This window comes from Shinella sp. R2-11 (assembly GCF_055330205.1).
In genome coordinates, this window is the sequence record NZ_JBVAPC010000001.1 from 326,081 (window position 1) to 347,696 (window position 21,616).

General features: G+C 64.5%; 21 protein-coding genes and 1 pseudogene. 4 read left to right on the forward strand and 18 right to left on the reverse strand.

Annotated features, from left to right (window positions below; all coding sequences use genetic code 11):
• Nucleotides 1–132 precede the first annotated feature (132 nt).
• Entirely contained in the window at nt 133–960 is an 828-nt protein-coding gene (locus tag ACZ1A1_RS01605) for a PfkB family carbohydrate kinase (protein WP_463618481.1), read from the forward strand.
• 3 nt (nt 961–963) lie between these two features.
• Here the strand turns inward: ACZ1A1_RS01605 and ACZ1A1_RS01610 are convergent, their stop codons facing one another.
• From ACZ1A1_RS01610 to ACZ1A1_RS01625, 4 genes are all read right to left on the reverse strand, one after another.
• Entirely contained in the window at nt 964–1,851 is an 888-nt protein-coding gene (locus ACZ1A1_RS01610; protein WP_463618482.1) for a DMT family transporter, read from the reverse strand.
• On the reverse strand, nt 1,841–2,812 hold the full coding sequence (locus tag ACZ1A1_RS01615) for an amino acid ABC transporter permease (protein ID WP_119255429.1): 972 nt from the start codon (nt 2,810–2,812) through the stop codon (nt 1,841–1,843). The genes ACZ1A1_RS01610 and ACZ1A1_RS01615 overlap by 11 nt, the downstream gene beginning before the upstream one ends.
• A 52-nt stretch (nt 2,813–2,864) precedes the next feature.
• Entirely contained in the window at nt 2,865–4,145 is a 1,281-nt protein-coding gene (locus ACZ1A1_RS01620; protein ID WP_463618483.1) for an NAD(P)/FAD-dependent oxidoreductase, read from the reverse strand.
• 66 nt (nt 4,146–4,211) lie between these two features.
• A complete protein-coding gene (locus ACZ1A1_RS01625; protein ID WP_313192058.1) occupies nt 4,212–5,039 on the reverse strand; it encodes a transporter substrate-binding domain-containing protein in 828 nt (275 codons plus the stop codon).
• A 295-nt stretch (nt 5,040–5,334) separates the two neighbouring features.
• Here ACZ1A1_RS01625 and recX point away from each other — a divergent pair, with 295 nt between their 5' ends.
• On the forward strand, nt 5,335–5,895 hold the full coding sequence (gene recX / locus ACZ1A1_RS01630) for a recombination regulator RecX (RefSeq protein WP_463618485.1): 561 nt from the start codon (nt 5,335–5,337) through the stop codon (nt 5,893–5,895).
• 21 nt (nt 5,896–5,916) lie between these two features.
• On the opposite strand, the gene ACZ1A1_RS01635 is transcribed toward recX, so the two are convergent.
• The 10 genes and pseudogenes from ACZ1A1_RS01635 to ACZ1A1_RS01680 all read right to left on the reverse strand — a co-directional run bounded on the left by ACZ1A1_RS01635 (nt 5,917) and on the right by ACZ1A1_RS01680 (nt 16,486).
• Nucleotides 5,917–6,246, reverse strand: coding sequence for a hypothetical protein (locus tag ACZ1A1_RS01635; protein ID WP_409529963.1), 330 nt, complete (start codon nt 6,244–6,246; stop codon nt 5,917–5,919).
• Between the two features lie 72 nt (nt 6,247–6,318).
• Nucleotides 6,319–7,917, reverse strand: a complete 1,599-nt coding sequence (locus tag ACZ1A1_RS01640) for a copper resistance CopC/CopD family protein (protein WP_463618486.1) — start codon at nt 7,915–7,917, stop codon at nt 6,319–6,321.
• A 57-nt stretch (nt 7,918–7,974) separates the two neighbouring features.
• A complete protein-coding gene (locus ACZ1A1_RS01645; protein ID WP_463618487.1) occupies nt 7,975–8,505 on the reverse strand; it encodes a YcnI family copper-binding membrane protein in 531 nt (176 codons plus the stop codon).
• A 184-nt stretch (nt 8,506–8,689) separates the two neighbouring features.
• A complete protein-coding gene (locus tag ACZ1A1_RS01650; RefSeq protein ID WP_463618488.1) occupies nt 8,690–9,049 on the reverse strand; it encodes a hypothetical protein in 360 nt (119 codons plus the stop codon).
• Between the two features lie 194 nt (nt 9,050–9,243).
• The gene (locus ACZ1A1_RS01655; RefSeq protein ID WP_463618489.1) at nt 9,244–9,369 is read right to left on the reverse strand and encodes a hypothetical protein; all 126 of its coding nucleotides are present in this window, start codon (nt 9,367–9,369) and stop codon (nt 9,244–9,246) included.
• A gap of 201 nt (nt 9,370–9,570) precedes the next feature.
• On the reverse strand, nt 9,571–10,605 hold the full coding sequence (locus ACZ1A1_RS01660) for an ornithine cyclodeaminase family protein (protein WP_463618490.1): 1,035 nt from the start codon (nt 10,603–10,605) through the stop codon (nt 9,571–9,573).
• Between the two features lie 441 nt (nt 10,606–11,046).
• Nucleotides 11,047–11,563 (reverse strand): annotated as a pseudogene (locus tag ACZ1A1_RS01665) (SDR family oxidoreductase).
• Nucleotides 11,564–11,573: 10 nt separating this feature from the next.
• Complete coding sequence (locus tag ACZ1A1_RS01670; RefSeq protein WP_463618491.1) at nt 11,574–12,692, reverse strand: RHE_PE00001 family protein; 1,119 nt, start codon at nt 12,690–12,692, stop codon at nt 11,574–11,576.
• 447 nt (nt 12,693–13,139) lie between these two features.
• On the reverse strand, nt 13,140–15,581 hold the full coding sequence (locus tag ACZ1A1_RS01675) for a GcvT family protein (protein WP_463618492.1): 2,442 nt from the start codon (nt 15,579–15,581) through the stop codon (nt 13,140–13,142).
• Complete coding sequence (locus tag ACZ1A1_RS01680; protein ID WP_463618493.1) at nt 15,578–16,486, reverse strand: phosphotransferase; 909 nt, start codon at nt 16,484–16,486, stop codon at nt 15,578–15,580. The genes ACZ1A1_RS01675 and ACZ1A1_RS01680 overlap by 4 nt, the downstream gene beginning before the upstream one ends.
• A 228-nt stretch (nt 16,487–16,714) precedes the next feature.
• On the opposite strand from ACZ1A1_RS01680, the gene ACZ1A1_RS01685 reads away from it, so the two are divergent.
• The gene (locus tag ACZ1A1_RS01685) at nt 16,715–17,476 is read left to right on the forward strand and encodes a DeoR/GlpR family DNA-binding transcription regulator (RefSeq protein ID WP_313192047.1); all 762 of its coding nucleotides are present in this window, start codon (nt 16,715–16,717) and stop codon (nt 17,474–17,476) included.
• A gap of 42 nt (nt 17,477–17,518) precedes the next feature.
• Here the strand turns inward: ACZ1A1_RS01685 and ACZ1A1_RS01690 are convergent, their stop codons facing one another.
• Entirely contained in the window at nt 17,519–18,019 is a 501-nt protein-coding gene (locus tag ACZ1A1_RS01690; RefSeq protein ID WP_318913202.1) for a heme-degrading domain-containing protein, read from the reverse strand.
• Nucleotides 18,020–18,150: 131 nt separating this feature from the next.
• On the opposite strand from ACZ1A1_RS01690, the gene ACZ1A1_RS01695 reads away from it, so the two are divergent.
• Complete coding sequence (locus tag ACZ1A1_RS01695) at nt 18,151–18,732, forward strand: LysE family translocator (RefSeq protein WP_463618494.1); 582 nt, start codon at nt 18,151–18,153, stop codon at nt 18,730–18,732.
• Here the strand turns inward: ACZ1A1_RS01695 and ACZ1A1_RS01700 are convergent, their stop codons facing one another.
• The 3 genes from ACZ1A1_RS01700 to repB all read right to left on the reverse strand — a co-directional run bounded on the left by ACZ1A1_RS01700 (nt 18,733) and on the right by repB (nt 21,614).
• The gene (locus ACZ1A1_RS01700; RefSeq protein WP_463618495.1) at nt 18,733–19,020 is read right to left on the reverse strand and encodes a DUF6074 family protein; all 288 of its coding nucleotides are present in this window, start codon (nt 19,018–19,020) and stop codon (nt 18,733–18,735) included.
• Between the two features lie 89 nt (nt 19,021–19,109).
• The gene (repC, locus tag ACZ1A1_RS01705) at nt 19,110–20,432 is read right to left on the reverse strand and encodes a plasmid replication protein RepC (RefSeq protein ID WP_463618496.1); all 1,323 of its coding nucleotides are present in this window, start codon (nt 20,430–20,432) and stop codon (nt 19,110–19,112) included.
• 156 nt (nt 20,433–20,588) lie between these two features.
• A complete protein-coding gene (repB, locus tag ACZ1A1_RS01710; RefSeq protein ID WP_463618497.1) occupies nt 20,589–21,614 on the reverse strand; it encodes a plasmid partitioning protein RepB in 1,026 nt (341 codons plus the stop codon).
• Between the last annotated feature and the right edge of the window lie 2 nt (nt 21,615–21,616).

Here is a 21,616-nt window from a genome sequence, read left to right on the forward strand (position 1 = left end):
GCCCGGCGCCCAGCCATCCGAAGCCGCGAATGCAGGACAGCGCATTCGCGGCTTTGCCGTCCCTGGCGTTTCCCGCTATCTCGGGAAAGCTCCGGCCGCACCTTTGCCGACATTGCCCTGGAAGAGACCAGCATGACGACCTTCCGCTTCGCCGCCGTCGGCGACAATTGCATCGACCGCTTCCGCCCGTCCGGTCCGCAGGCCTCCGGCAGCCGGTCCTTCGTGGGCGGCAATGCGGTGAATGTCGCCGTGCAGCTTGCCCGCCTCGACCAGGTCTCCTTCTATTTCGGCGCGGTCGGGCCGGACGAGGCCGGGCGGCATACGCGGCGCCTCCTTTCGGAAAACGGCGTGGACGTCACCCATCTTCAGGTGCGTCCCGGGGTGACGGCCTATACGGATATCGAGACCCTTGCCTCCGGCGACCGCGTCTTCGTCCATGAGGATTTCGGGGTCTGCGCCGGCTACCGGCCGGATGCCGACGACATTGCCGCCCTCAAGACAATGGACCATGTGCATATCGGCTGGATGGACGATGGCGGGGCGCTCCGCCGGACGCTTGCGGAAGCCGGCGTCAGCGTCTCGCAGGATATTTCCGTCAATGCCGATCCGGCCAATCTCGGCACCGGTGGCCTTTCCATCGCCTTCGCCTCGGCAGGCGACGACGATGACGTTTGCGAAGCTCTGCTGAAGCGCCTTCTCGACGAGGGCGTGCCGCTCGCCGTCGTCACCCGCGGCGGCAAGGGCTCAGTCGCAAGCGACGGCAGGACCCGCGTCGAGGCGGGCATCCGGACGGTCGACGTGGTCGACACGACCGGCGCGGGCGACAGCTTCATCGCCGGTTTTCTTGCCGCGCGCATCGGCGGCCTGCCGCTTGCCGCGTGCCTTGCAGCCGGCCGCGACCGGGCGGCGCTGACCTGCACCCATGTCGGCGGGTTCCCGCAGGAACCGCAGCCGTTCTGACCGTCATTTCAGGACGAGCCAGCCCGAGACGATGATGATCGCCGCGCCGAAGAGCGTGTGCATCTCCACCGGCGTCGCGAAGAGGAATACGCCGTAAAGGCAACCCCAGATGATCTGGCTGTACTGGAACGGCGCGACCACCGAGGCCTCGCCGACGCGGAAGGCGCGCACCAGCAGCGCATGGCCGCCCAGCATCATCGCGCCGCCGGCCGCGGCATAAGCGAGAGCCGGACTGCCGACCGCCACCAGGCCGCCGGAGACAAGCGCCACGGCGAGGGCGACGGGCGTCATCACCACGAGCACGCTGGCGACGAGCGCCTCGTCCGTCTCGGCCAGCTTGGCGCGGCGCAGGAGGATCAGCGAGAAGGCAAAGAAAACCGCCGAGCCGAAGGCTGCCGCATGGCCGAGATTGAGCGGCGCGACGCCCGGCTTCAGCGCCACCACGACGCCGGCGAAACCGACCAGCACGCCGACCCAGCCGATGGCGGAGAGCCGTTCGCGCAGCAGGAAGAAACCCAGCACCGCGACGAGGATCGGCGTCAGGAAGGCGATGAGATAGGCTTCCGCCAGCGGCAGGCGCGCGAAGGAATAGTGGATCAGCAGCGTATCGAGCGCGAGTAGGAGCGCCCGCCAGAAGGCGAGCGCCGGCTGGCGCGGCACGAGGCGGCGCGTGCGGCCGGTGGCGAACGCATGGAGAAGGAGCAGCAAGAGGGCCGCGGCGGTGACGAGGAACGTCACCTGCGGCGCGGGGATCGCCACGGCCATGATCTTCACGATGGCATCGGTCGCCGAGAATATGGCGAAGGCCGCGAGCACGAGCAGCGCGCCGCGGCCGTTCGACGGCACCAGAGGCGCGCCGTCGCCTTCACCCGCGGGAATGTCAACGGACATTGAAGCGGCCGAAGCGTTCCTCGATGCGGGACTGGGCGTATTCCAGGCAGATCGACAGGACCCAGTAGATCATCGAGGCGGTGATCAGCATCTCGATATGGCGGAACTCGGTCTGGCCCTGGGTGCGGGCGAGATACATGATTTCCCAGACGCCGACGACGGAGACGAGCGAGGAATCCTTCAGCATCGCGATGAACTGGTTGCCGGTCGGCGGAATGATCACCCGCATGGCCTGCGGCAGGATGACGAGCGCCATGGTCTGGCTCGGGCTGAGGCCGAGCGCCGTCGCGCCCTCGGTCTGGCCGCGATTGATGCTCTGGATACCGGCGCGGAAGATTTCCGTCATATAGGCGCCGTAGCAGAGCGACAGCGCGAGAATGCCGGCCGGCACCGCGCTGATCACATAGCCCACCTGCGGCAGGCCGAGATAGATGATGTAGATCTGCATCAGGAGCGGCAGGCCGCGGAAGAGCGAGGTGTAGAAGGTCGCAAGACCGTAGATGACGCCGTTGCTCGACAGCTTGGCGATGGCGCCCGCCAGCGCGATCACCGTGGCGATGACGATGGAGATCGCGGAAATGTAGAGCGTCGTCGTCACGCCCTGGGTGATGAGGAAGCCGATCTTCTTGGCGATGAAGGCGAAGGAGAGATCGAAGGAATAGAAGAACAGCATCAGGAGCGCGAAGAGCTCGATCCAGACGCCGATCACCTGCTGGCGCCGGGAGAGCTGGCGCAGCGCCTTCCAGTTGGCCGCGACGATGAGCGCGATCAGCAGGGCGGAGACGAGCCGGCCGGCGGTCGGGTTTTCCCCGAGCCAGTTTGCCGAGGACGGCAGGACATGGCCGATCCAGGCGGAGCTGATGCCGAGGGAATAGAGCACCGCCACGACGATGGCGAGGATCAGCAGCCCGCCCGCCCTGCGCGAGGCTTCTGGATAGGTAAGTATCAGTCGGCCGATCATGGTCCGCCCTCTCCTGCTTCGTTTTCAGTTCCGCATGTCTGCGCAATCTGCCTCAGGCGGCGCGCTCGCGCCACCAGTCCTGCGCCTGGAGCTTCCAGTAGGTGAGCTGCGCCACCGCCAGGCCCGCGATCCCGCCGGCCCAGACGAGGCCGAAAGGCTCGTAGAGCCGGTAGCGTTCGCTTTCGCCGAGGATGCCCTCGGCGATAACCTTGCCGCCGATCGCCGTCGTGTTGAGGCCGTGCCCGCCGAAGGCGGTGCAGTACCAGACGCCAGGGGCCATGCGTCCGATCTGGGGCATGAGGTGGCGCGCATAGGACATGAGGCCCGACCAGGCGAGCTCCGTCTTCAGCCCGGCGAGCTGCGGATAGGTGCCGACCATCTCGGCGCGCAGCTCGCGCACGAGGCCGGCCGTCGAGGCCGCATGGGTGGTGATGCGGCCGCCCCACAGCAGCCGGCGGCCGTCGTCGACAACGCGGTAATAGTCGCCCGCACGGCGGTTGTCGCCGATGGCATTGGAAGTCGCGATGGCCGAGGCGATCAGCTCCGGGGCCTCCTCGCTGACCATGACATAGGTGGCGATCGGCAGGAAGGAACGCTTCAGCCGCCCGTTCAGCGCGCCCGTATAGCCGCCCGTCGTGAAGAGCACGTCGCGCGCCCTGACCTCGCCGCCGGCCGTCTTCAGCCGCTTTTCCGCGCCGCCGAGATCGGAAGACGTCACCGGCGACTGCTCGCAGATGCGGCCGCCGAGGTGCTCGATCTCGCGGGCGATGCCGCGCAGATAGTTGAGCGGGTGCATGTGGAAGGCGTTGGGATTGCGCAGCGCCTGGAAATAGCGCTCCGACTTCAGCACCGCGCGAACTTCGTCGCGGTCCATGTATTCCAGACGGTAGTCGTATTCCTTCAGGGACTGCTGCGCATAGGCCTTGAGGCTGGCGCCGTCGTCATAGCGCAGCACGCTCATGATGCCCGGCTGCGGCGTGGCATCGTCGATGCCGAGCGTGCTTATATTGTCGCGGATGAACTCGACGCCTTCCATGGAAAGCAGGTGGAGCTGGCGTGCCTTGTCCTTGCCGGCGACGCGGGCGATCTCCTCGCCGCCCGTGGCATAGCCGGGGCTGACGAAGCCGCCATTGCGGCCGGAGGCGCCGAAGCCGACGCTTTCGGCCTCCAGCACGACGACGCGCTTGCCGGCGCGGGCAAGCTGCAGCGCGGCGGAAAGGCCGGCAAGGCCGCCGCCGACGACCGCGACGTCGCACTCGACCGTGCCCGAAAGGGCCGTTCGCGCCGTCTGGTCCGCCATGGTTCTTTTGTAATAGGTGTCCGGATAGGCCATGATCACGCTCCCCCTCAGGCATGAAGGGCGCGGGCGAATGCCGCCCGCGCCGTCGGTTCAGTTCGCTCAGTCGGCGCTGTAGTCCTTGCCGTACCACTTGGTGGTGAGCGCCGAGAGCGTGCCGTCCTTCTTCATCTCCTCGATGATACCGCCGACCTTGGCGGTCCATTCCGGATCGACCTTCTCGGCGATCACGACGAGCGGCTCGCGGAAGGCATATTCGCCTTCGAGGACCTTGACCGGGTAGCCGTTCTTCATGGCGTTCATGGCGGTCTGTTCCGGCGCGATCACCGCATCGAGGCGCACGCCGTTGCCGAGGCGCAGGTCGTCGAAGGGCAGCATGGAATCGGCGAAGGTGCGAACCTCGCCCGGCTCGAGCTTGTACTCGATGGGCGGCAGGCCCGGCGCGTCGATCTCGAGGCGGCGGTTGATGAAGTCCTCGGAGGTCGTCGCCGTCTCGACGCCGATGACCTTGCCGTTGAGGTCCGTGACGGTCTTGGCGTCGCTGTCCTTGTGGACGACGTAGACATAGGGGCTGTAGTAGTAGATGCCGACGAAGTCGATCACCTGGGCGCGGGCCTTGGTGGGCGTCACAGAGCCGACGCCGAGATCGTAGCGGCCCTGCCAGCGGCCGCCGGTCAGCGTCTGCCAGTCGGGCGTCTCGAAGCTCACCTCGACGCCGAGGCGCTTGGCGATCTCGCGGGAGACGTCGATGTCGAAGCCGACCATCTCGTTGTTGTCGTCGAGGTAGCTCTGGGGCGGCCAGCCGCTGTTGGTGGCGACGACCATCGCCTTCTTTTCCATCACCCGGTCCAGGGTCTGGCCGGCATGGGCCGAAACGGCGGCTGCGACGAATGCGGCGCCTACGGCCAGTCGCATGAAGAGCTTTTTCATGTGGTCCTCCTTGTGATCCGTCAGCCGGGATCCCCATTTATGTAAGATGTCTGACAACTGAGTGTGACAAGACCTCCTCCCCCGAGTCAAGCGGGGTGAGCGCGACAGCCATGAAATAATCGGATGAAGGCATGTCGGCGAGGGATGATGCCTTGCGGGCGGACAACGGAAATGCCGGCCCTCAAGCTCCGCAGGAATTTGCACGGACGGCTTGCCGAAACGCCCGCCATGTGGTCTTCGAAACGGGCGGAAAAGCATTTCCGAACTTCATCACGGCAGGCAGGCAAGGCTGACTTTGCAGGAAGAGACGACCACCGACGACGCGCCGAGCCCGCGCATGCTCTCCTGGGCGCGCAATTCGACGATCTACCGCATCGAGCGGCGCATGCACACGGAAAGGCAGCTCTTCGACGCGATCGCCCGCAAGGCGCGCGAGAAGTTCGAGGGCATCAGCGACGGGCAGGTCCGGGCGCTTGCGGATTTCGCGGTGAAATTCGCCTATGACAACAAGGCGCTGGACGACCGGGCCTATGCCGAGGCGGCCAGCCGCTCGGGCATGCGGAGCGGCAGGTCGCGGCGGGCCGTCGCCCGCAAGCTTTCCCAGAAGGGCATCGCCGGCGACACCGCCGCGGCCGCGGCGGCCGAAATCGACGATCTTCTTGCCGCGCTGATCCTTGCCCGCAAACGCGCCTTCGGCCCCTTCCGCAAGGTGGCGCTCGACGAGAAGCGGAAAGCCAAGGAATTCTCGGCCTTCACGCGCGGCGGCTTCGGCTTCGACGTCACACGGCAGGTGCTTTCCATGTCGCGGGACGAGGCCGAGGAAAGGCTCGGCGCGGGCGGCGGCATCATGGCCTGAGCGGCCGCGGGTCATCCCGCATCAGATGACCGCATAGGCGAAGAGGACGCCGATGATGACGATGGCGACCAGCCCGATCAAGAAACATTGATCGGCAAAATTCTCGAGGCGGCGGCTGAGCGCCTCGTTGTCCTCGTATCGCAGCGAGAGATAGGACGTCACAGCGCTTGCGAGAAAGACCAGCGCCGAAAGGGCGGCGTATTCGTCCACATGGCTCATGCCGCCACCATTCTCGGTCAATTTCACGAGGCCGATCAAGGTCATGCATATGCCGATCATCGTTCCCGAGGTCGGCAGGATATGATGGGAAAGGGAAACGCCGGAGCGCTTGTTGTTTGCAGACATCGCCATCTCCGCGGCAGAGCGACCACCCGGTCGCCCGGCCTTTAAGACCGCGCCCTGACATTTTGAAGGCAGCGACGCCTATGGGGCGATCTCGACGACGTCCTGCAGCCGCACCAATTCGAAATCGCTGATCAGGACATCCACACGCAGCCGCCATTGCCCCGGCAGCGGCAGGACGGTGGCCTCGGCGCGCCACAGGCCATCGGGCGAGAGGGACGCCTTGCGCCGCAGCGGCTCGACGCCGGCATTCGGGTTGGAGAAGACGAAGGCCACTTCCTTCGCCTCCATGGGGGAGAAGTCCAGCGCAAGGATCACGGCCGAGACATCGACGGGGCCGGCCCGCGCCGGATTGATCGTCACTTCCGCCATCGCCTTGGCCGAATGGATGTGGATGGAGACCGGCGGCGCGGCGGCAACGGCAAGCGCGCGCGGCGGCGGCGTGAACCGCCACGTCGCCGCGACCGCGAGGATCGCGAGCACCACCAGCGTTTCCAGCACGACCATGCGGGAAAGCCGGCGCGTCGCGCGCGCTTCCCCTGCATGGGCAGGCCCGGTGAGGGCCCAACGATTGATCGCCACGATGGCGAACAGCACCAGCACCAGCACCAGCTTGACGAGCAGCACCTTGCCATAGGCGGTGGAGAGAAGCGCCGCCGGATGCTCGACCTGAACGACGGCGAGCAGGACGCCCGCGACGACCAACACCGCCACAACACAGGGAACGAGCCGGGCAAACCGGTCCAGCGCCCTGCGCCCCGCATCGGCCCCTTCCCGCAAGGCGCAGACGAGCGGAACGAGAGAACCGGCCCAGAGGGCGATCGTCAGCGCGTGCAGGAACACGGCGGGGCGCATCATCCATTGCGGGCTTGCCGCGCTTGCATGGCCGCTCAGCGCCAGGGCGGCGCTGCCGGCGACGAGCGCGACCGCCGACACCACGCGTCCGGCCGCATTCCACCGCAAGGCCGCCAGCGCGACGAGAAAGGCGGCGCTCAGGACGGCGACCGTCCAGCCGAAGCTCGTCCCCAGCCCGGCCCGCCAGACGGAAGGGTCGATGATATTCGAAAGCGGCCGGCCGAGGGCGTCGAGCCCCTGCAGGCCGGCGGAGACGAGCGTCGCGGCAAGACCGATCGCCATCGCCGCGCCGGCGATCCGCCGTCCGCCCTGCCCCGCCGGGATCAGCCAGCGGATGACAAAGGCGCTGCCGATGCCGAGGAAGAGGCCGATATAAAGCCCCGTCCGTGCCAGCCAGAGCGCCGCGCGGACCAGCCGGTCGACGCCATCCCCCGCCGAGGGCGGGGATGCGCTCGGCGTGCCGATCGAGAAGATGGTCGATCCCGAGACGGGATGGCCGTCCTCCGAGACGACGCGCCAGGTGAGGACATAGGTGCCGTTTTCAAGGCCCGCAGGCGGGGTGATCTCCACGGTACGGTCGCGCAGCACGAAATCGCGGAGCGGCGAGGCAACGCCGCTGGGCAGGACCAGCCGCAGCACGAGCGGGGAGACCGGCTCGCTGAACGACAGCGAAAGCGTCTTCGGCGCGGCATCGAGCACGGCATTGTCAGCCGGCGAGGCGCCCGTCAGGGCAGCATGCGCCATGGCCGCCGCCGTCAGGCAGCACCAGAACCAGCCGGCCAGCAGCGCCAGCACGGCGGATCGGCAAAGACTGCGGTTTCGCACGGTCAACCTCCGAATTTCCGGTACGGGCCGGCGCCCGGCGGCACCGGCCCGCATCGCTTAGTGACCGCCCGCCGCTTCCAGCAGCTTGACCTCGGGCGCCGGCAGTTCCAGGTCGTCGGCCGACTGGCCTTCCGCCGGGATTTCGATCCAGCGCTCGGCAAGGCCGTCGCCGCATTCCTGCACGACGGGGAAATAGAGCGTTTCGCCCGCCTTCAAATCCTTCGTGAGATAGACGCGCAGCACGAACTCGTCATATTCGTCGTCGCCGAGGCTGCCGCCGCTCCATACGATCTCCTTCACGCCCTCGCTCGTCGGGGTACCGTAGTAATCGTAGGACTTGGCATAGGCGCCCTTGATCTTCTCCAGGGTCCATCCTGCCTTGGGCTGCGGCTTCACGGCAATGACCCCTTCGGGAATCTTGACGCGGACGACATGGGTCGGCTTGCCTTCGCAGCCATGCGGCACCTGGAAAATCGCCCGGTAGGTCGAGCCCACCGGCGCTTCCCGCAATTGCAGCGAGACATGCGCCAGGGCGGTAGTTGCGCCGAGGACGAGAAGAGCCGTCGCGGCAAGGGTCTGTTTCAACATTTCGGTCTCCGATGCTGCCGGTCACTCTGCCGGCAAGGAATGGGAATAGGGATGTTTTCCTGAAAGAGCGCCCCGTCTCCGGGCCCGAAGGGCGATGGCCCTCCGCGTGCCGCGCCGATTGCCGGCGCTTTCGCGTCGGGCGGCATCGATCATGCGACTGGAGAAGACGGTGGTGGCTCGGCGATCAGGCAGCGAGCGGCGGCGCGCGCGGATTGCCCGGCAGGCGGTCCAGCATGGACCGCAGATGCAGCACCTTCCTTGCGACGATGCGCTGCGAAGGCTGAACGAGCGGATTGAAAAAGATCGCCGCAGCTCTGTCCGTCGGCACGAAGCCGAGCGCCATCGTGCAGGCGATCGTGCAGCAATCTGGAAGCGGCGAACGGTCCCTGTCCTGCCCCGGCTCGGGCGCATGGCCTTCGGCACCGGTGATGCAGAGCGGGTTTCCGAAGCCGTCCAGCGCCGGCGTGGCGCTGTGGGCGGCAAGGGCTGCGGAGCCGAGAATAGCCTGCAACGCGAGAAGGATGGCGACAGCGACTGCCACCATGCCGGATCTGCCTCGTTGCCCGCGTTTTCTCATCTTGCCCTCACTCCCGCAGTCATATCAGCCCCGCCGCGGCGTGAACAGGCACGGGAACGGTCCTCGTTGTCGCACCGGGCAAGGCGCGGGAGCAATGCGGCGCGAGGGCCCGGAGATTGGGCAGGTTCGCGTCGCAAGAGGCGCAAGGTAACGGCTTCAGCTTACATGCCGGCAGCCTCACGCCGGTAGAGCATCGCAAGCCCCTTCGCTTCCCGCTGATCGAGGAGCTGCTTAATGCCGAAGACCACGGCAATCATGCTATAGCCATGGATCAGCAGGGCGATCATCGAGGATTGGTCAGGTCGTTGGCAAGCAGACAGAACTTGCCACCCCACAGCCCCCTTTGCCAGATAAAACGCTTGTCCATTCGCTCCTCTTCAATAGACGCAGCCATCCGGCGGCCATGCGGACATGACCGTGCAAACAAATCTGCGCGGTGAAAACCGGCCCAGCTCTCCTCCGGAGCGGGGCCAATCCCGATTCACACCTCAGGCCGTGAGGTCGATTTCCTTGCCGATGCCTTTTTCGCGGGCTCTTGCAACGATCAGGTCGCCGATCGCCAGGTCCTGCACGGCAAGGCCGACGGAATTGAACAGGGTGATCTCCTCAGCCGAAGTGCGGCCCGGCGCGGCACCGGTGATGACGTCGCCGATCTCGGTCGAGGCCTGTTCCGCGGTGATCGCACCGTCGACGATGGCAAGGAGCAGGTCGCCGGAATCGTGCATGGCCATCGGGATGCTGTCGAGGAAGACGCGGCCCCTCGCCATGCCGGCGGAATCGATCTCGCGATGATCCGGGCGCGGCGGCGCGCCGACGGCATTGATGTGCTGGCCCGGCTTGAACCACGCGCCCTTCACATGCGGCTCGCGGGAAGGGGTCAGCGTGCAGACGATATCGGCCTCGGCGAAGACGTCTTCCGGCGAAGCGGCGCCTTCCAGCACGAGCCCGGGACAATCGCGGCCGACGCGTTCGATAAAGCGGGCGACGGTGGCGGCCGAGCGCGACCACACGACGACGCGCTCGATCCCGCGCACTTCCCGGATGGCGCGGACATGCTCGACGGCAAGGTCGCCCGCGCCGATCAACCCCAGCACGCGGCTGTCCGGGCGCGACAGGTGTCGCGTGGCGACGGCGCTCGCGGCCGCCGTCCGGATGCGGGTCGGGATCTGGCCATGGAAGATCGCCACCGGAGCGCCGGTCGCCTGCGAGACGAGCAGCGCGATCGAGCGCTGCATTGGAAGATCGCGGCCCGGATTGTCGGGAATATCGGCGAGCAGCTTGACCACGGCGAGCCCCTGCCGGTCGGCAAGCGCAGGCATCGCCAGGAAGGCCCCGGCGCTGGAGGGAAGCTTCATCGCGATGGCCGCCGGCTGCGCGGCCTTGCCGCTGGACATGTCGGCATGCGCGGCCTCCACCGCCTCGATAACCTCCGCCATGGTCACCAGCCCTTCGATTTCGGAGCGGGAAAGCACGAGGGTCGTGCGCGGGGACAGGTGACGATCGGTTCTGTTATCGGCTTCCATCGGCGTTCTCGCTGGCTGGGGTGATTGTCGGGAACTCGCGTCGTGCATAAAGGACTCCTCCGTCCCTCGTGACGTCACGCTATTGCCATATTGTATGCAATGTCAACCAAAATTAGATTACAAACCTTGCCGGTATCTATATGCTAAATTCTTTGACTGGATGCAGTTAAAGGCAATGAAAACCCGGAAACCGCAGGGAATGTCGCTTAAGAAGCTGCGTACAATCTGGAAAAGCTGCGCTACCTTAGTCAGGCTGGTATGCCTGAAGCACGAGTATGCAAAATATGGATACGCATAAATATTGCGGTAGTGCACGGAGAATGCGATGCGACCGACGGGAAGCGGCGCAAAAAGCCCCTCGACATTGGAGGCATCGAAAAACCGGCACGAGACCTGCCGGATGGCACGGATGGCTGGCAGGAGCGGCCGCTTTGCGGCAGGTCAGATTATGCCGCCATTGGCGCGAAGCGTCTGGCCGTTGATCCAGCCGCCGTCCGGGCCGGCAAGGAAGCGGCGGCGATGTCCTCCGATGTGCCGAGGCGCTCCAGCGGGTTCATCCTCGCCATGCGCTCAACCGGCTCGTGCGATTTGCCGTCGAGGAGAGATCGGTGGCCGTCAGGCCAGATGCGGCGGCGTCGACGGTGATGCTGCGGCCACGCATCTCCTTGGCCGTGATCCCGGTCAGGGTTTCCACTGCCGCCTTTGTCGCAGCATAGACACCATAGGTTTCAAGCTTCAGGCCGGGGACGCTCGTCGAGAAATTGATGACATGCCCGCCACCGCGCAGGCGCCTTGCCGCCCCGCGCAGCGTGTTGAAGGTGCCCTTGAGATTGACCTCGATCTGTCGGGTAAAATGGGTATCGTCCGCGTCAGCCAGCGGCGAGAGCATCGTGGTGCCTGCACTGTTCACCAGCACGTCGACCCCACCATAGGCAGCTTCGGCGCTGTCGCACGATATGGCCGTGCGCCTAGACGACGCCCCACGCGCGAAACCGCCCCCTGCCCGTCATCTCGCGCAGACCGAGTTCGCGGATGATCCGCAAGGCCGCCTGCGGTGTGACGTCGAGTGCCCCGGCCACCATGCCGGCCGAAACCATGGGTCGCGCCAGGACGAGCTCGATGAGGCCGGGCAGGTTCGAAGACGTCCGCCGCCCGACGAGCTTGCGCTCCATCATCGTGCGCGCCAGCGTCAGCCGGTCATGCTCCTTCAGCCCCAGCTCCGCGGCCGCGCCAAGGGCATGCAGCATGGCCGAGAGCCTGACGTCGCGATCGACGTGCCGGCGCCGGTCGACAGGAATGCTCTTCAGGCCGAGATTGAAGGCGACGAGATGCGCGCCGGTGGTAAGCGCGGCCTGGCGCAATATCCCGCCGGCAAGCTGCCGCCCGAGCCAAGCCCCATGCTGCAGGACGCCCAGAACATTCCACGCATCGAGGGCGAGCACCGCCTGCAGCACCGGCGGCAGGCTGCCGATCTCGGCCAGCACGGTGCGCCACTCCTCCAGACGCGCATCCTCGTCCCAATCGGCCTCGTAGACGAGCGCCTCCCGCTCGCGCACGCGACCGGAGGCCTTCGTCTCCGCGATCACCGCCTCCGACCGCGCCAGCAAGGCATCGATTGCAGCAAGCTCGCTGGCTAATGGATCCAAGACATCCTCGCCGACATCGTCGATCCCCCGCTCCATCGCCGTGGCATCCCTACCGTCATGATCTGACAGGCCCTTCTCATCAGCCGCCCCCGCCCGGCAGAGGCCGCTCAGGCCTTGCGTCGACAAGGCCCAGTCGGCCGGCTGCGCCGCAATGCGGCGCCGGGTTCTGAGGACATCGGATGCGATGGTCAGTTCGTGGGTCGGAGCGCGAATGTCATGCGCCGCATCATGCAGGACGAGGTCCTCGACATGGACGAGCTCGCCATCGACCCACAGTGAAGCGCAGGCATCGGCGAAATGCATGCGCCCGATCCATCCCTGACCGACCGGGGAGCGGGCAACTCTCTCATCAAGCCGCGCCAAGGCCACTCCCGCATCGGAAAGCGGCTGAAGCAGGCGTTGGATGGGCAATTTCGCAAGATCGTAACGCATTGAATTCATGGTAAACGATTTGCCAAACGAACGCTATGCGGCCAATAACGTTCACCACATGATGGTTTCGCTGAAAAGGAATCAGGAATAGTAAGAGGAAATTCTCGGATAACGGCGGGACGTGGCCTCTTCGGCCCCTTAGAGTCCGCGTAAACTCGCACGCTCCGACTCACCTCACCCTCTCAATGAGATCATAGAGACGTTTACGAACGATTGATAGCCTTCCCTCCACTTAAGGCGTTGTGAGATCGCCAATATGCCCGACCATCAGGTATCCCATGGAGCGCTATCGGCTCGCCACCCGAGGCAAAGCAATGAATAGCCGAGGTGCCTTCCATAGCAATGGCGAGGATGATCAGCGGCAGAGCGCTAACGCCAACGGCCGCTGCGGTCCCCTGCTCGTCATCCCAGGAGGAACAGACCTAGCCGCCTGCGACAAACGGCCATTCAGCATTCTCAGCTTCTCACCCGCGAGCCCAGCGGGTCGTACATCGGCACCAGGTGTATGGTCGCGGGCGTGCGCTCCATCGCGACGACCAGCTCGTAAACGCCATCTTTCAGGAAGGTATCGTCCACGCCCTCCGAGCGGCAGACATAGCCGTAACCGATGCCTTTGCCGATCGTGCCGCCGTATCCCCCGCTCGTCAGATACCCTACCGGTTCACCGTTTCGCAGGATCGTCTCGCGGCCGAGAAGGACAATATCCGGATCGTCGACCGTAAAGCCAACGAAGGCCTTCCCGCGCGGCCAGCCCTTTGCGGCCTCCAGCGCGGAGCGACCGAGAAAATCCCCCTTCCCGTGCAGCTTCACTGCCCAGCCGAGACCGGCTTCAAAGGGCGTATCGTTCGGCGTGATATCCGCCCCCCAGGCCCGATAGCCCTTTTCGAGACGCAGCGATTCAAGCGCGCGATAGCCGATGGGCCGGATATCCGAGGCCGTCCCCGCCGCCATTAGCACATCGAAGACATCGGCCAGAGCGTCCATCGGCATGTGCAATTCCCATCCGAGTTCCCCGACATAAGTGATGCGCAGTGCACGAACCGAACGGCCGGCTACGAAAATTTCCCGCACATGGCCAAAGGGAAAACCGACATTGGACATGTCCGCATCCGTAATCGCCGCAAGTATGGCTCGCGCCTTCGGCCCCATCAGCGAGAGCACGCCATACTCCTCCGTCACATCGCGGAGCGTGACATCGGAGCCCGCTGGAATATGGTCCGCTATCCATCCAAGGTCATGCGTGCGAAAGCCAGTGCCCGTCACGATATAGAACGTATCGTCGGACAGCCGCGCAATTGTCAGGTCGGCGGCAATACCGCCGCGGCTGTTGAGAAGCTGCGTATAGGTGATGCGGCCAGCCGGCCTGGAAATGTCATTGGCGCAGATCCAGTCGAGGGCCTTCACTGCATCCGGCCCCCTCATCTCATATTTGGCAAAGGACGACTGATCGAAGATGCCCACCGCCTCGCGCACGTGCCGATGCTCCGAGTTTACGGCGGTAAACCAGTTCTGCCGACCCATGGAATAGATGTCCCGCGCCGCCACTCCCTCCGGCGCAAACCAGTTCGGTCGCTCCCAGCCGAGCTTCGAGCCAAAGACTGCCCCCTGCCCTTTCAAGCGATCATAGAGCGGTGAGACGATGCGCGGACGGCCGCTCTCGTATTCCTCATGCGGATAGGCGATCGCATAGTGCTTCCCATAGGCTTCCAGCGTGCGATCGAGCACCCATTGACGGTCCCTGTGCAGGTCGCTGAACCGGCGAATATCGACGGACCAAAGGTCGAGCGGCGCCTCCCCGTCGACGATCCACTGGGCCAGCACCCACCCTGCCCCGCCACCGGAGGCGATGCCGAAGGCGTTAAAACCCGCCCCGACGAACATGTTCCGGCATTCCGGCGCAGCGCCCAGAATGAAGTTGCCGTCGGGCGTGAAGCTCTCCGCGCCGTTGATCATCTGCTTGACGCCGACTTTCTCCAGTGCCGGCACCCGGGCGATCGCCTCGACCATATGCTGTTCGAAATGATCGTAGTCGTCATCCAACAGCCGAAAGGCCCAATCGGCCGGCATGTCGCCGGTCGTCCAGGCCTGTGGGTTCGGCTCATAGCCGCCCATGACCAGGCCGCCGACTTCTTCCTTGAAATAGGTGCGCCGGTCCGGATCGCGCACCGTGGGCGCATCCGCGGCGAGCCCCGGAAGCCGCTCGGTGATGATATACTGGTGCTTCACGGATTGGAGGGGCACGTTGACCCCCGCCATCGCCCCGACCTGCCTTGCCCATTGGCCCGCGCAGTTGACCACCGTCTCGCAGGCAATATCCCCCATCGTCGTGCGCACGTTGTGGATTCGCCCATCCTGCAGATCGAAACCGGTGACGCGCACATGCTCAAAGATCCTGGCACCATGCATGCGGGCGCCCTTGGCAAGCGACTGCGTGATATCGGATGGGCTCGCCTGCCCATCCGTCGGCAGGAAGCTTGCGCCCACGAGGTCGCCGACCTCCATCAGAGGCCAGAGGGCCTTCACATCTTCGGGCGACAGCAGGTGCATATCCATGCCGAAGCTTCCCGCTGTGGTGGCAAGGCGGCGGAACTCCGTCCAGCGGTCCCGGTTCGTCGCGAGCCGAAGGCAGCCCGTCATCTTCCAGCCTGTCGCAACGCCCGTCTGGTGCTCGAGATCCTTGTAGAGATCGACCGAATATTTCAGCACACGAGTGATCGAGGCCGACGAGCGCAACTGGCCGACAAGACCAGCGGCATGCCAGGTGGAGCCGGAGGTCAACGCCTCCTGTTCCAGAAGAATGACATCCGCTTTATGGTCGCGCGCGAGATGAAAGGCCGTCGAGCAGCCGATGATGCCGCCACCAATGATGACGATAGCGGCATGGGAAGGCAGGGTCATTTGAGGCGTTTCCCGTAGGTCGTTCGGTAGTGATCGAGCGCCTCTTCGAGGCGGACAAGATTGCTTGCCGCATGGCCGGCATAATCCGCACCAGGCGCCGCAAGATGCAGTTCGGACACCATCGCCCACATGGATTCGCGCAGGAGCGAGGCACATTGCATGGCCGCGTGCGCACGGCGCATTTCGAAGGAAGGCGGGGAGCCAAAGTAGACAGTTAGAAAATCCTCGGCGATGTCTGCGGGCAACTCGGCATTGGATGTGACGCCGGCAAGATCGAACATGGCCGTCGAGAAGCCGGCATATTCGAAATCGATCAGCCAAAGCCGCTCCCCATCATCGAGGATATTGGCGGGAAGGAGGTCGTTGTGGCCGAAGACGATAGGCAGCGGAAGCTGTGCCGCCTCCAGTTCCTCGGCCAGTTCGAGATAGGCCGGCACCTGCCGCAGCATGCGGCTGCCGCCGATCCTCAGCGTTCGGGCATAGTCCCGCACCACATGAAAGGGCCAGAACAGGAAAGCCGCGCCCTCGACCTCCCCTGGCATGGCTATATGAAAGCGACGCAGGAGGTCGGCGATCCGGCGATAGTCGCTGGCCACATCACTGGCGCGGAGCGGACGAGCGTCCAGATAGGCTGAAACCATAACGCCTTGTTCGGAATAGAGAATCTCCGGCCCGAATCCTGCGGCATGTGCTGCCCGCGCCGTCATGAGCTCCCGGTCGCGATAGACATGATGGAACGGATAGTCCCGCCCGAACCGGACGACGTGACGACGTGCCTGATCAGCCACCAGATAGCTCTCATTGCTGATACCGCCGGGAAGGGGCGAAATTTCTATGGATCCGCGCCAGCAGGGCAGGGCGCGAATTCGCTCCTCAACGACGCGGTCGAGCCCGTCGCCTTCCATCGATGCTCCTCCCGCGGATCGGCTGGTTGCGAGGCCCCTCTCACCGCGACCGAAGTCCCTTGCCGGCTCTTTCGCCTTATTAGCGCAATGTCATGCTCTCCCTGCGCCGCTGTCAATCGGGGGCGTGTGGTTTTTTATGTTTTTATGACTGATTATGCGGCTTTTCTTGCCAGCAGGTCCGTAAAAGCTTATGAAAATAGACGTACTCTTCTGCGGAATCCCACGAATATGAACTACTCCAAGCGTCACAGTGACATTCTTCGCCTTCTCCAGCAGGATGGAACGGTGTCCATTTCCGACTTAGCAAGAAGGCTCGATGTCTCGCTGGAAACCGTTCGCCGCGATATCAAGCCGCTGACGAGCAGCGGAACGGTCGTGAAGATGCACGGCGCCGTGGCATTGCCCTCCATCCTCGGCGAGGCGCCGTTCGAAAAGCGCATGCGGGAGAACAGCGACGCGAAAAAGGCGATCGCCGTCGCCATGGCCGCGACGATCCGCGACGGCGACTCGATCATGCTCGATACGGGCACGACGACCAGTTACCTCGCCCGCGAACTGCTCGGCCACCGCCGCCTGACCGTCGTGACCAATTCCTCGGATATCGCGCGCACGCTTTCCACCATCAACGACAACCGCGTCTATATGGCGGGCGGCGAGCTGCGGAGCGACAACGGCGCGGCCTTCGGCGTCTCGGCAATCGAGTTCATCAGCCACTTCACCGTGGGCCATGCGGTCATAACGACGGGCGCGATCGATGCGGAAATCGGCGTGATGGATTACGATCTGGAAGAGGCCGAGTTCGCAAGGGCCGTCGTCTCCCGCGGCAAGCGGGCCGTGGTCATTACCGATCATACCAAGTTCGGCCGGCAGGGCCTCGTCCGGGTCTGCGAATTCGGCGCGCTTACCGAGCTCTTCACCGATCGGATACCGCCACGCGATATCGGCTCGGCGCTCAAAACAGCCGGCGTCAGCGTGGTTCTCGCGAGCTGAGTTTACCGCCGTAAACGACAGCGCCGGCGTTCTTCGCCGAGCCTATTCCGGAAGGCGCGCATCACCCAGATCGATATTCAGGAAGGATGCCATGGCATCGGCGACGATCGCATGGTCGATACGCTCCGGCACGCCCGAGACGGTCACCGCTCCGACGCAGCCCAGCTCGGCAACGAAAAGCGGAACGCTGCCGCCGTGGGTGGCGAAATCGGCATAGGAAAGATTGCGCGCCTCGACCTGGTCCCGGCCGGAAAGCGCAAGGCGCCTGCCGACGAGGTAGGAAGCGCTCCAAAGGCGCAGTACCGTGTTGCGCTTGCGGCGGATCCATTCGGCATTGTCGGTCGTGGTGCCGGGCAGGGCCACATGAAAGAGCGTCCGGTCCCTGAGCGAGATATCGATCGCCACGCCCGCGCCGCGAGCAAGCGCCACCTCGCGCACCCGGTTGCCGAGCGCCCATGCGTCCGCCGGGCCGAAGCTGGTAAAACGCAGCAAGCGTTCCTGTTCCTCCAGCCGCCGGATATCCTCTGCAATCGCCTCGGTCATGACCATCTCCTTCGAATACGCTGACGATTCCTATCGGGAGTTTCCGGCAAGAGGAAGAGGCATTGACGGAGATCAAGCTTGTCTTGCGCGGATACGATAGAGTAGGGCTAAAGCATAGCCATGGAGCCTCCATGCCCGACGGTCTTTTCGTTCCCGCCATCCTCGCGCTGCTCTTCACGCCGGGGCCAACCAATACCCTGCTGACTGTCGGCGCCGCTGCGCGGGGCTGGCGCGCGAGCCTTCCTCTTCTTCTCGGCGAGCTCTGCGGTTATCTTGCTGTCGTCATCCCTTTGACGACAGTTGCCGCGCCTCTTTTCAATGAGCATCCACCGCTCGCCACGGGCCTTCGCGTTCTCGCTGCATGCTGGGTGCTGTTTCTGGCGATCCGGCTGTGGCGCGTTTCAGCGGCAAAAGCGCTCGAAGGGCCAACGTCTGCAGTCACGGTTCGCCAGGTTTTCCTGACGACGATGCTCAATCCGAAAGCACCGATCATCGCACTCGCGATCATGCCGACCGGGAACCTCATGGAGATCGCGCCGGCACTCGGTCTCTTCAGCCTTCTCGTCCTTTGCGCGGGAGCAAGCTTCCTGGCATTGGGGAGTATCGCCGGGCGGGCACCGATCATTTCGCCACGCCTCGTCTATCGCGTGGCGGCCATCTTCCTGGTCGTCTTTTCGGTCGGGCTTGCCGGCAGCGCGTCAGGCATGCTCTGATTAGACATCCTCGGCGTGATGCATGCGAAAGAGTTCCTGCTGCACCTCGTCCTGAAAGGCCAGGACGGCGGTGCGCGCCTGGTTTTCGCTCGAACCGAGCTTGCGCAGTTCCTCCGCCAGTTCCCGGCACACCCTTATCCAGTAGAGGCGCGCATCTTCTCCCTGAAGCCCGTCCAGCTCGCCGGCACAATGGCGGATCTGGGCTGTCCGACGTTCGGCCGGAAAGGGAACGACGGTATCGGTGGCGATGGAACGGTGGCGCGGCTGGACCGAGGCGAGTGGCGGCATTGATTCGGGCTTCCTTTTCGTCCACCCATGATTAGGAACCCTATGGTTAACATGCCGTTTCCAAAGTGGATTTGCCGCCTTACTCTGCATCAGCCCGCCTGTTTCGCCGGTGCTCCCCCCGTTCGCAGAAGGGCCATCAGCATCGGTCCAAGGGAGAATTCCCGCCGTTCCGCCTTACGGGTGAGATCGCGGAGATAGCCGCCGGCCGAGTTGATATGACCCGAGCGCTCGAGGATGCAGGCAATCACGGTCGCCGCATTTTCCGGCCCGAGCGCCTGGCAGGCCTCCTCATAGGCAGAAGGACTGACCGCCAGCATCGAGCGCACCACGACGGCAGCCGTCATCAGATCGCGCCAGCTCGAAATGCTGCCGCCCGGTCCGAACGGCACGATTTCAGGGCAAGCCTGCAGAACGAGCCCAAGCGGGAAGGGCTTTGGAGGTTGCAACCGTGCAGAATCGCCTGGGAGTGGTGCACGCCGGCTGGTTGGCTGCATCCCCTCTCGGCTGGCTTCCCGCTCGACGGCTTTTGCCGGCTCTTTCATGCTCGTCTGATGCGACAGCAACGGCTCTACGCCAAAATTGTCCTCCCGCTTCCTTCCAAAGCGATGTTCAGAATCAGAAATAGATTCGGATTGTGAATTCTGTTTGTGCCGCTCAATATGAGCGGCATTGCCAGCCGTATTTTGCAAAATAATCTGCTGTTCCAGATATTTGAGGATTTCCGTCCGCAAGGTTTCGAGTGCGTCGAGGATCGGCTCCAGGATTTCCGTCGTGGCGATGCGCGGCAAGGCGTCCGCCTGCCGGCGATATTCCGCTTCGTACTGCGTCCAGTCGCCGGCGAGGCCATCCTCCAGCGCCGTGCCGATCAGCTTCGTGATGTCGCGGCGCACCAGTGTCACGCGCTCGCGCAGACGCTGCAGCAACAGACGCTCGGCGGTGACCTCGGCGGCCAGCATCTCGATCTCTCTTGCCCGGGCAAGGAGGGGTGCGAGCGAGAAGCCGAATGCTTCGCCGATCATGCCATGCCGGTCGCGGCGGACATAGCGCTTGCCGTTCGGGCTGTCCCTGCGGGAGAGGAGGCCGGCTTCCACGAGCGCGGCAAGATGCCGGCGCAGCGTGGTTTCCGCCATGCCATGCGTGCGCAGCGAAAGCTGGGCGTTGGATGGGAACACCACCAGCCCATCGCTGCCGTTAAGATCGGTCTTCGGATAAAAGCTCATCAGCGCGTTCAGCACCGAAAGCGAACGGTCGCTGATGCCGAGCTTCGGCCTTGCCTCGCAAAGCCAGCGATAGAGCTTCCATTTGTCGACGCTGGCTTCCGGCGCGATCTTTTGCGCGATCGCCTGGCTTGCCAACATGCCAAGCGTCATCGTCCGCCGCCCGAAAGGCGTCGTTATGCCGTCCATCTCCATGTCTCTTCACCTTTCAGCAGGCAAAAGAGACCCCATCACCGAAACCGGTGCCGAAAAGGCTTGACTGTGATTCGGGGAAGTGCGATTCTCAGGCTGCTAAACGATGAGAAGGGCTTCCGCGACGGCAACGTTGAGGGGGCCTTTTTCTTTTGCGGATTAATCTCCTGATTTCTGTTTGTTTTCCGTGCGATACGCCTCGTAGAGGCGATCCAGATTACGGGTGATGTAGGCGCCGAACGCCGCGGCTTCCGCTGCCTTCAGGGCAATCGTGTATTGCCGGCCGTTCGTCTTGATCGAGGCTTCCACAGCGCCGTCCTTGCGGTGCCAGGTGGCCGGTGCCGGCTTTGCGGTGGCCGGCGTCTCGTGGCGCGTGAGATGGCTGTTGAGAAGGTTGAAGCGTTCCTCCGGCGGGCGGGTCCGGATGCGTTCGCGCGCCAGGAACTCCACGGCCTTGTCTTCATTGGCGGGATCGTCGAAACGCGTCGCCAGTTCATGCCAGCGGTCGCGGCCGATGGAAAGGGCGGGGCCGATGCCGGCGCGCACGCCTTTCGGGATGCGGTTCACGACCGAAAGCATCTTCGAAACGGTCGTCTTGTCGGCGCTGAGAGCCGACATGATCGTCTCGCGATCGAAGCCGCGCGTCTCCAGTTCCCCGGCAAAGGTCGCCCGCTCGAGGAAGGAAAGATCCGCGCGTGCGCTGTTCTCCTGGCCTTGGGCGATGACATGGTCACGGTCGGTCAGCGACTTGACGATGGCGCGCACCGGCCGGCCGAGCAGCCGGGCGGCTTTGGCGCGGCGGTGACCGAAGGCGATCTGGTAGGTGCCGTCCTTCGTGGGATGCGGGCGCACGAGGATCGGCGAATCCTGGCCGCGCACGCGCATCGCCTCGACGAGCTCCTGGAATTCCTGATCGGAATGGACCAGGCGGTCGGAAATGAAGGATTCCTCGATCTGGTCGGGCTCAAGCTCGATGACGACTTCGCCGGCGGCGAGCTTTGCCTCGATTTCCCTGGCCGCATCGGCCTTGGCTGCGAGCGCGTCGATGCTTCTCGTGACCGCCCCCAGCGCGCCGATGCCCTTGTAGGTGATCGGCGGGCGCTGTTCTTCCTGTCCCGGATTGGCCGGATCCGCCGGCTCGGCCGACGGGTTCATCAGGTTGGACAGAACGTTCTTGCGCGCCATGA

Excerpts from the sequence above, each read along its gene's own strand:
- ACZ1A1_RS01645 (WP_463618487.1), bottom strand. The coding sequence starts at position 8,505 with ATGTTGAAACAGACCCTTGCCGCGACGGCTCTTCTCGTCCTCGGCGCA.
- ACZ1A1_RS01675 (WP_463618492.1), bottom strand. The coding sequence starts at position 15,581 with ATGACCCTGCCTTCCCATGCCGCTATCGTCATCATTGGTGGCGGCATC.
- ACZ1A1_RS01625 (WP_313192058.1), bottom strand. The coding sequence starts at position 5,039 with ATGAAAAAGCTCTTCATGCGACTGGCCGTAGGCGCCGCATTCGTCGCA.
- ACZ1A1_RS01680 (WP_463618493.1), bottom strand. The coding sequence starts at position 16,486 with ATGGAAGGCGACGGGCTCGACCGCGTCGTTGAGGAGCGAATTCGCGCC.
- ACZ1A1_RS01615 (WP_119255429.1), bottom strand. The coding sequence starts at position 2,812 with ATGATCGGCCGACTGATACTTACCTATCCAGAAGCCTCGCGCAGGGCG.
- ACZ1A1_RS01610 (WP_463618482.1), bottom strand. The coding sequence starts at position 1,851 with ATGTCCGTTGACATTCCCGCGGGTGAAGGCGACGGCGCGCCTCTGGTG.
- ACZ1A1_RS01695 (WP_463618494.1), top strand. The coding sequence starts at position 18,151 with ATGCCCGACGGTCTTTTCGTTCCCGCCATCCTCGCGCTGCTCTTCACG.
- ACZ1A1_RS01605 (WP_463618481.1), top strand. The coding sequence starts at position 133 with ATGACGACCTTCCGCTTCGCCGCCGTCGGCGACAATTGCATCGACCGC.
- ACZ1A1_RS01670 (WP_463618491.1), bottom strand. The coding sequence starts at position 12,692 with ATGAATTCAATGCGTTACGATCTTGCGAAATTGCCCATCCAACGCCTG.
- repB (WP_463618497.1), bottom strand. The coding sequence starts at position 21,614 with ATGGCGCGCAAGAACGTTCTGTCCAACCTGATGAACCCGTCGGCCGAG.
- ACZ1A1_RS01660 (WP_463618490.1), bottom strand. The coding sequence starts at position 10,605 with ATGGAAGCCGATAACAGAACCGATCGTCACCTGTCCCCGCGCACGACC.
- ACZ1A1_RS01655 (WP_463618489.1), bottom strand. The coding sequence starts at position 9,369 with ATGATCGCCCTGCTGATCCATGGCTATAGCATGATTGCCGTGGTCTTC.
- ACZ1A1_RS01685 (WP_313192047.1), top strand. The coding sequence starts at position 16,715 with ATGAACTACTCCAAGCGTCACAGTGACATTCTTCGCCTTCTCCAGCAG.
- ACZ1A1_RS01620 (WP_463618483.1), bottom strand. The coding sequence starts at position 4,145 with ATGGCCTATCCGGACACCTATTACAAAAGAACCATGGCGGACCAGACG.
- ACZ1A1_RS01700 (WP_463618495.1), bottom strand. The coding sequence starts at position 19,020 with ATGCCGCCACTCGCCTCGGTCCAGCCGCGCCACCGTTCCATCGCCACC.
- ACZ1A1_RS01650 (WP_463618488.1), bottom strand. The coding sequence starts at position 9,049 with ATGGTGGCAGTCGCTGTCGCCATCCTTCTCGCGTTGCAGGCTATTCTC.
- ACZ1A1_RS01635 (WP_409529963.1), bottom strand. The coding sequence starts at position 6,246 with ATGGCGATGTCTGCAAACAACAAGCGCTCCGGCGTTTCCCTTTCCCAT.
- ACZ1A1_RS01690 (WP_318913202.1), bottom strand. The coding sequence starts at position 18,019 with ATGACCGAGGCGATTGCAGAGGATATCCGGCGGCTGGAGGAACAGGAA.
- repC (WP_463618496.1), bottom strand. The coding sequence starts at position 20,432 with ATGGAGATGGACGGCATAACGACGCCTTTCGGGCGGCGGACGATGACG.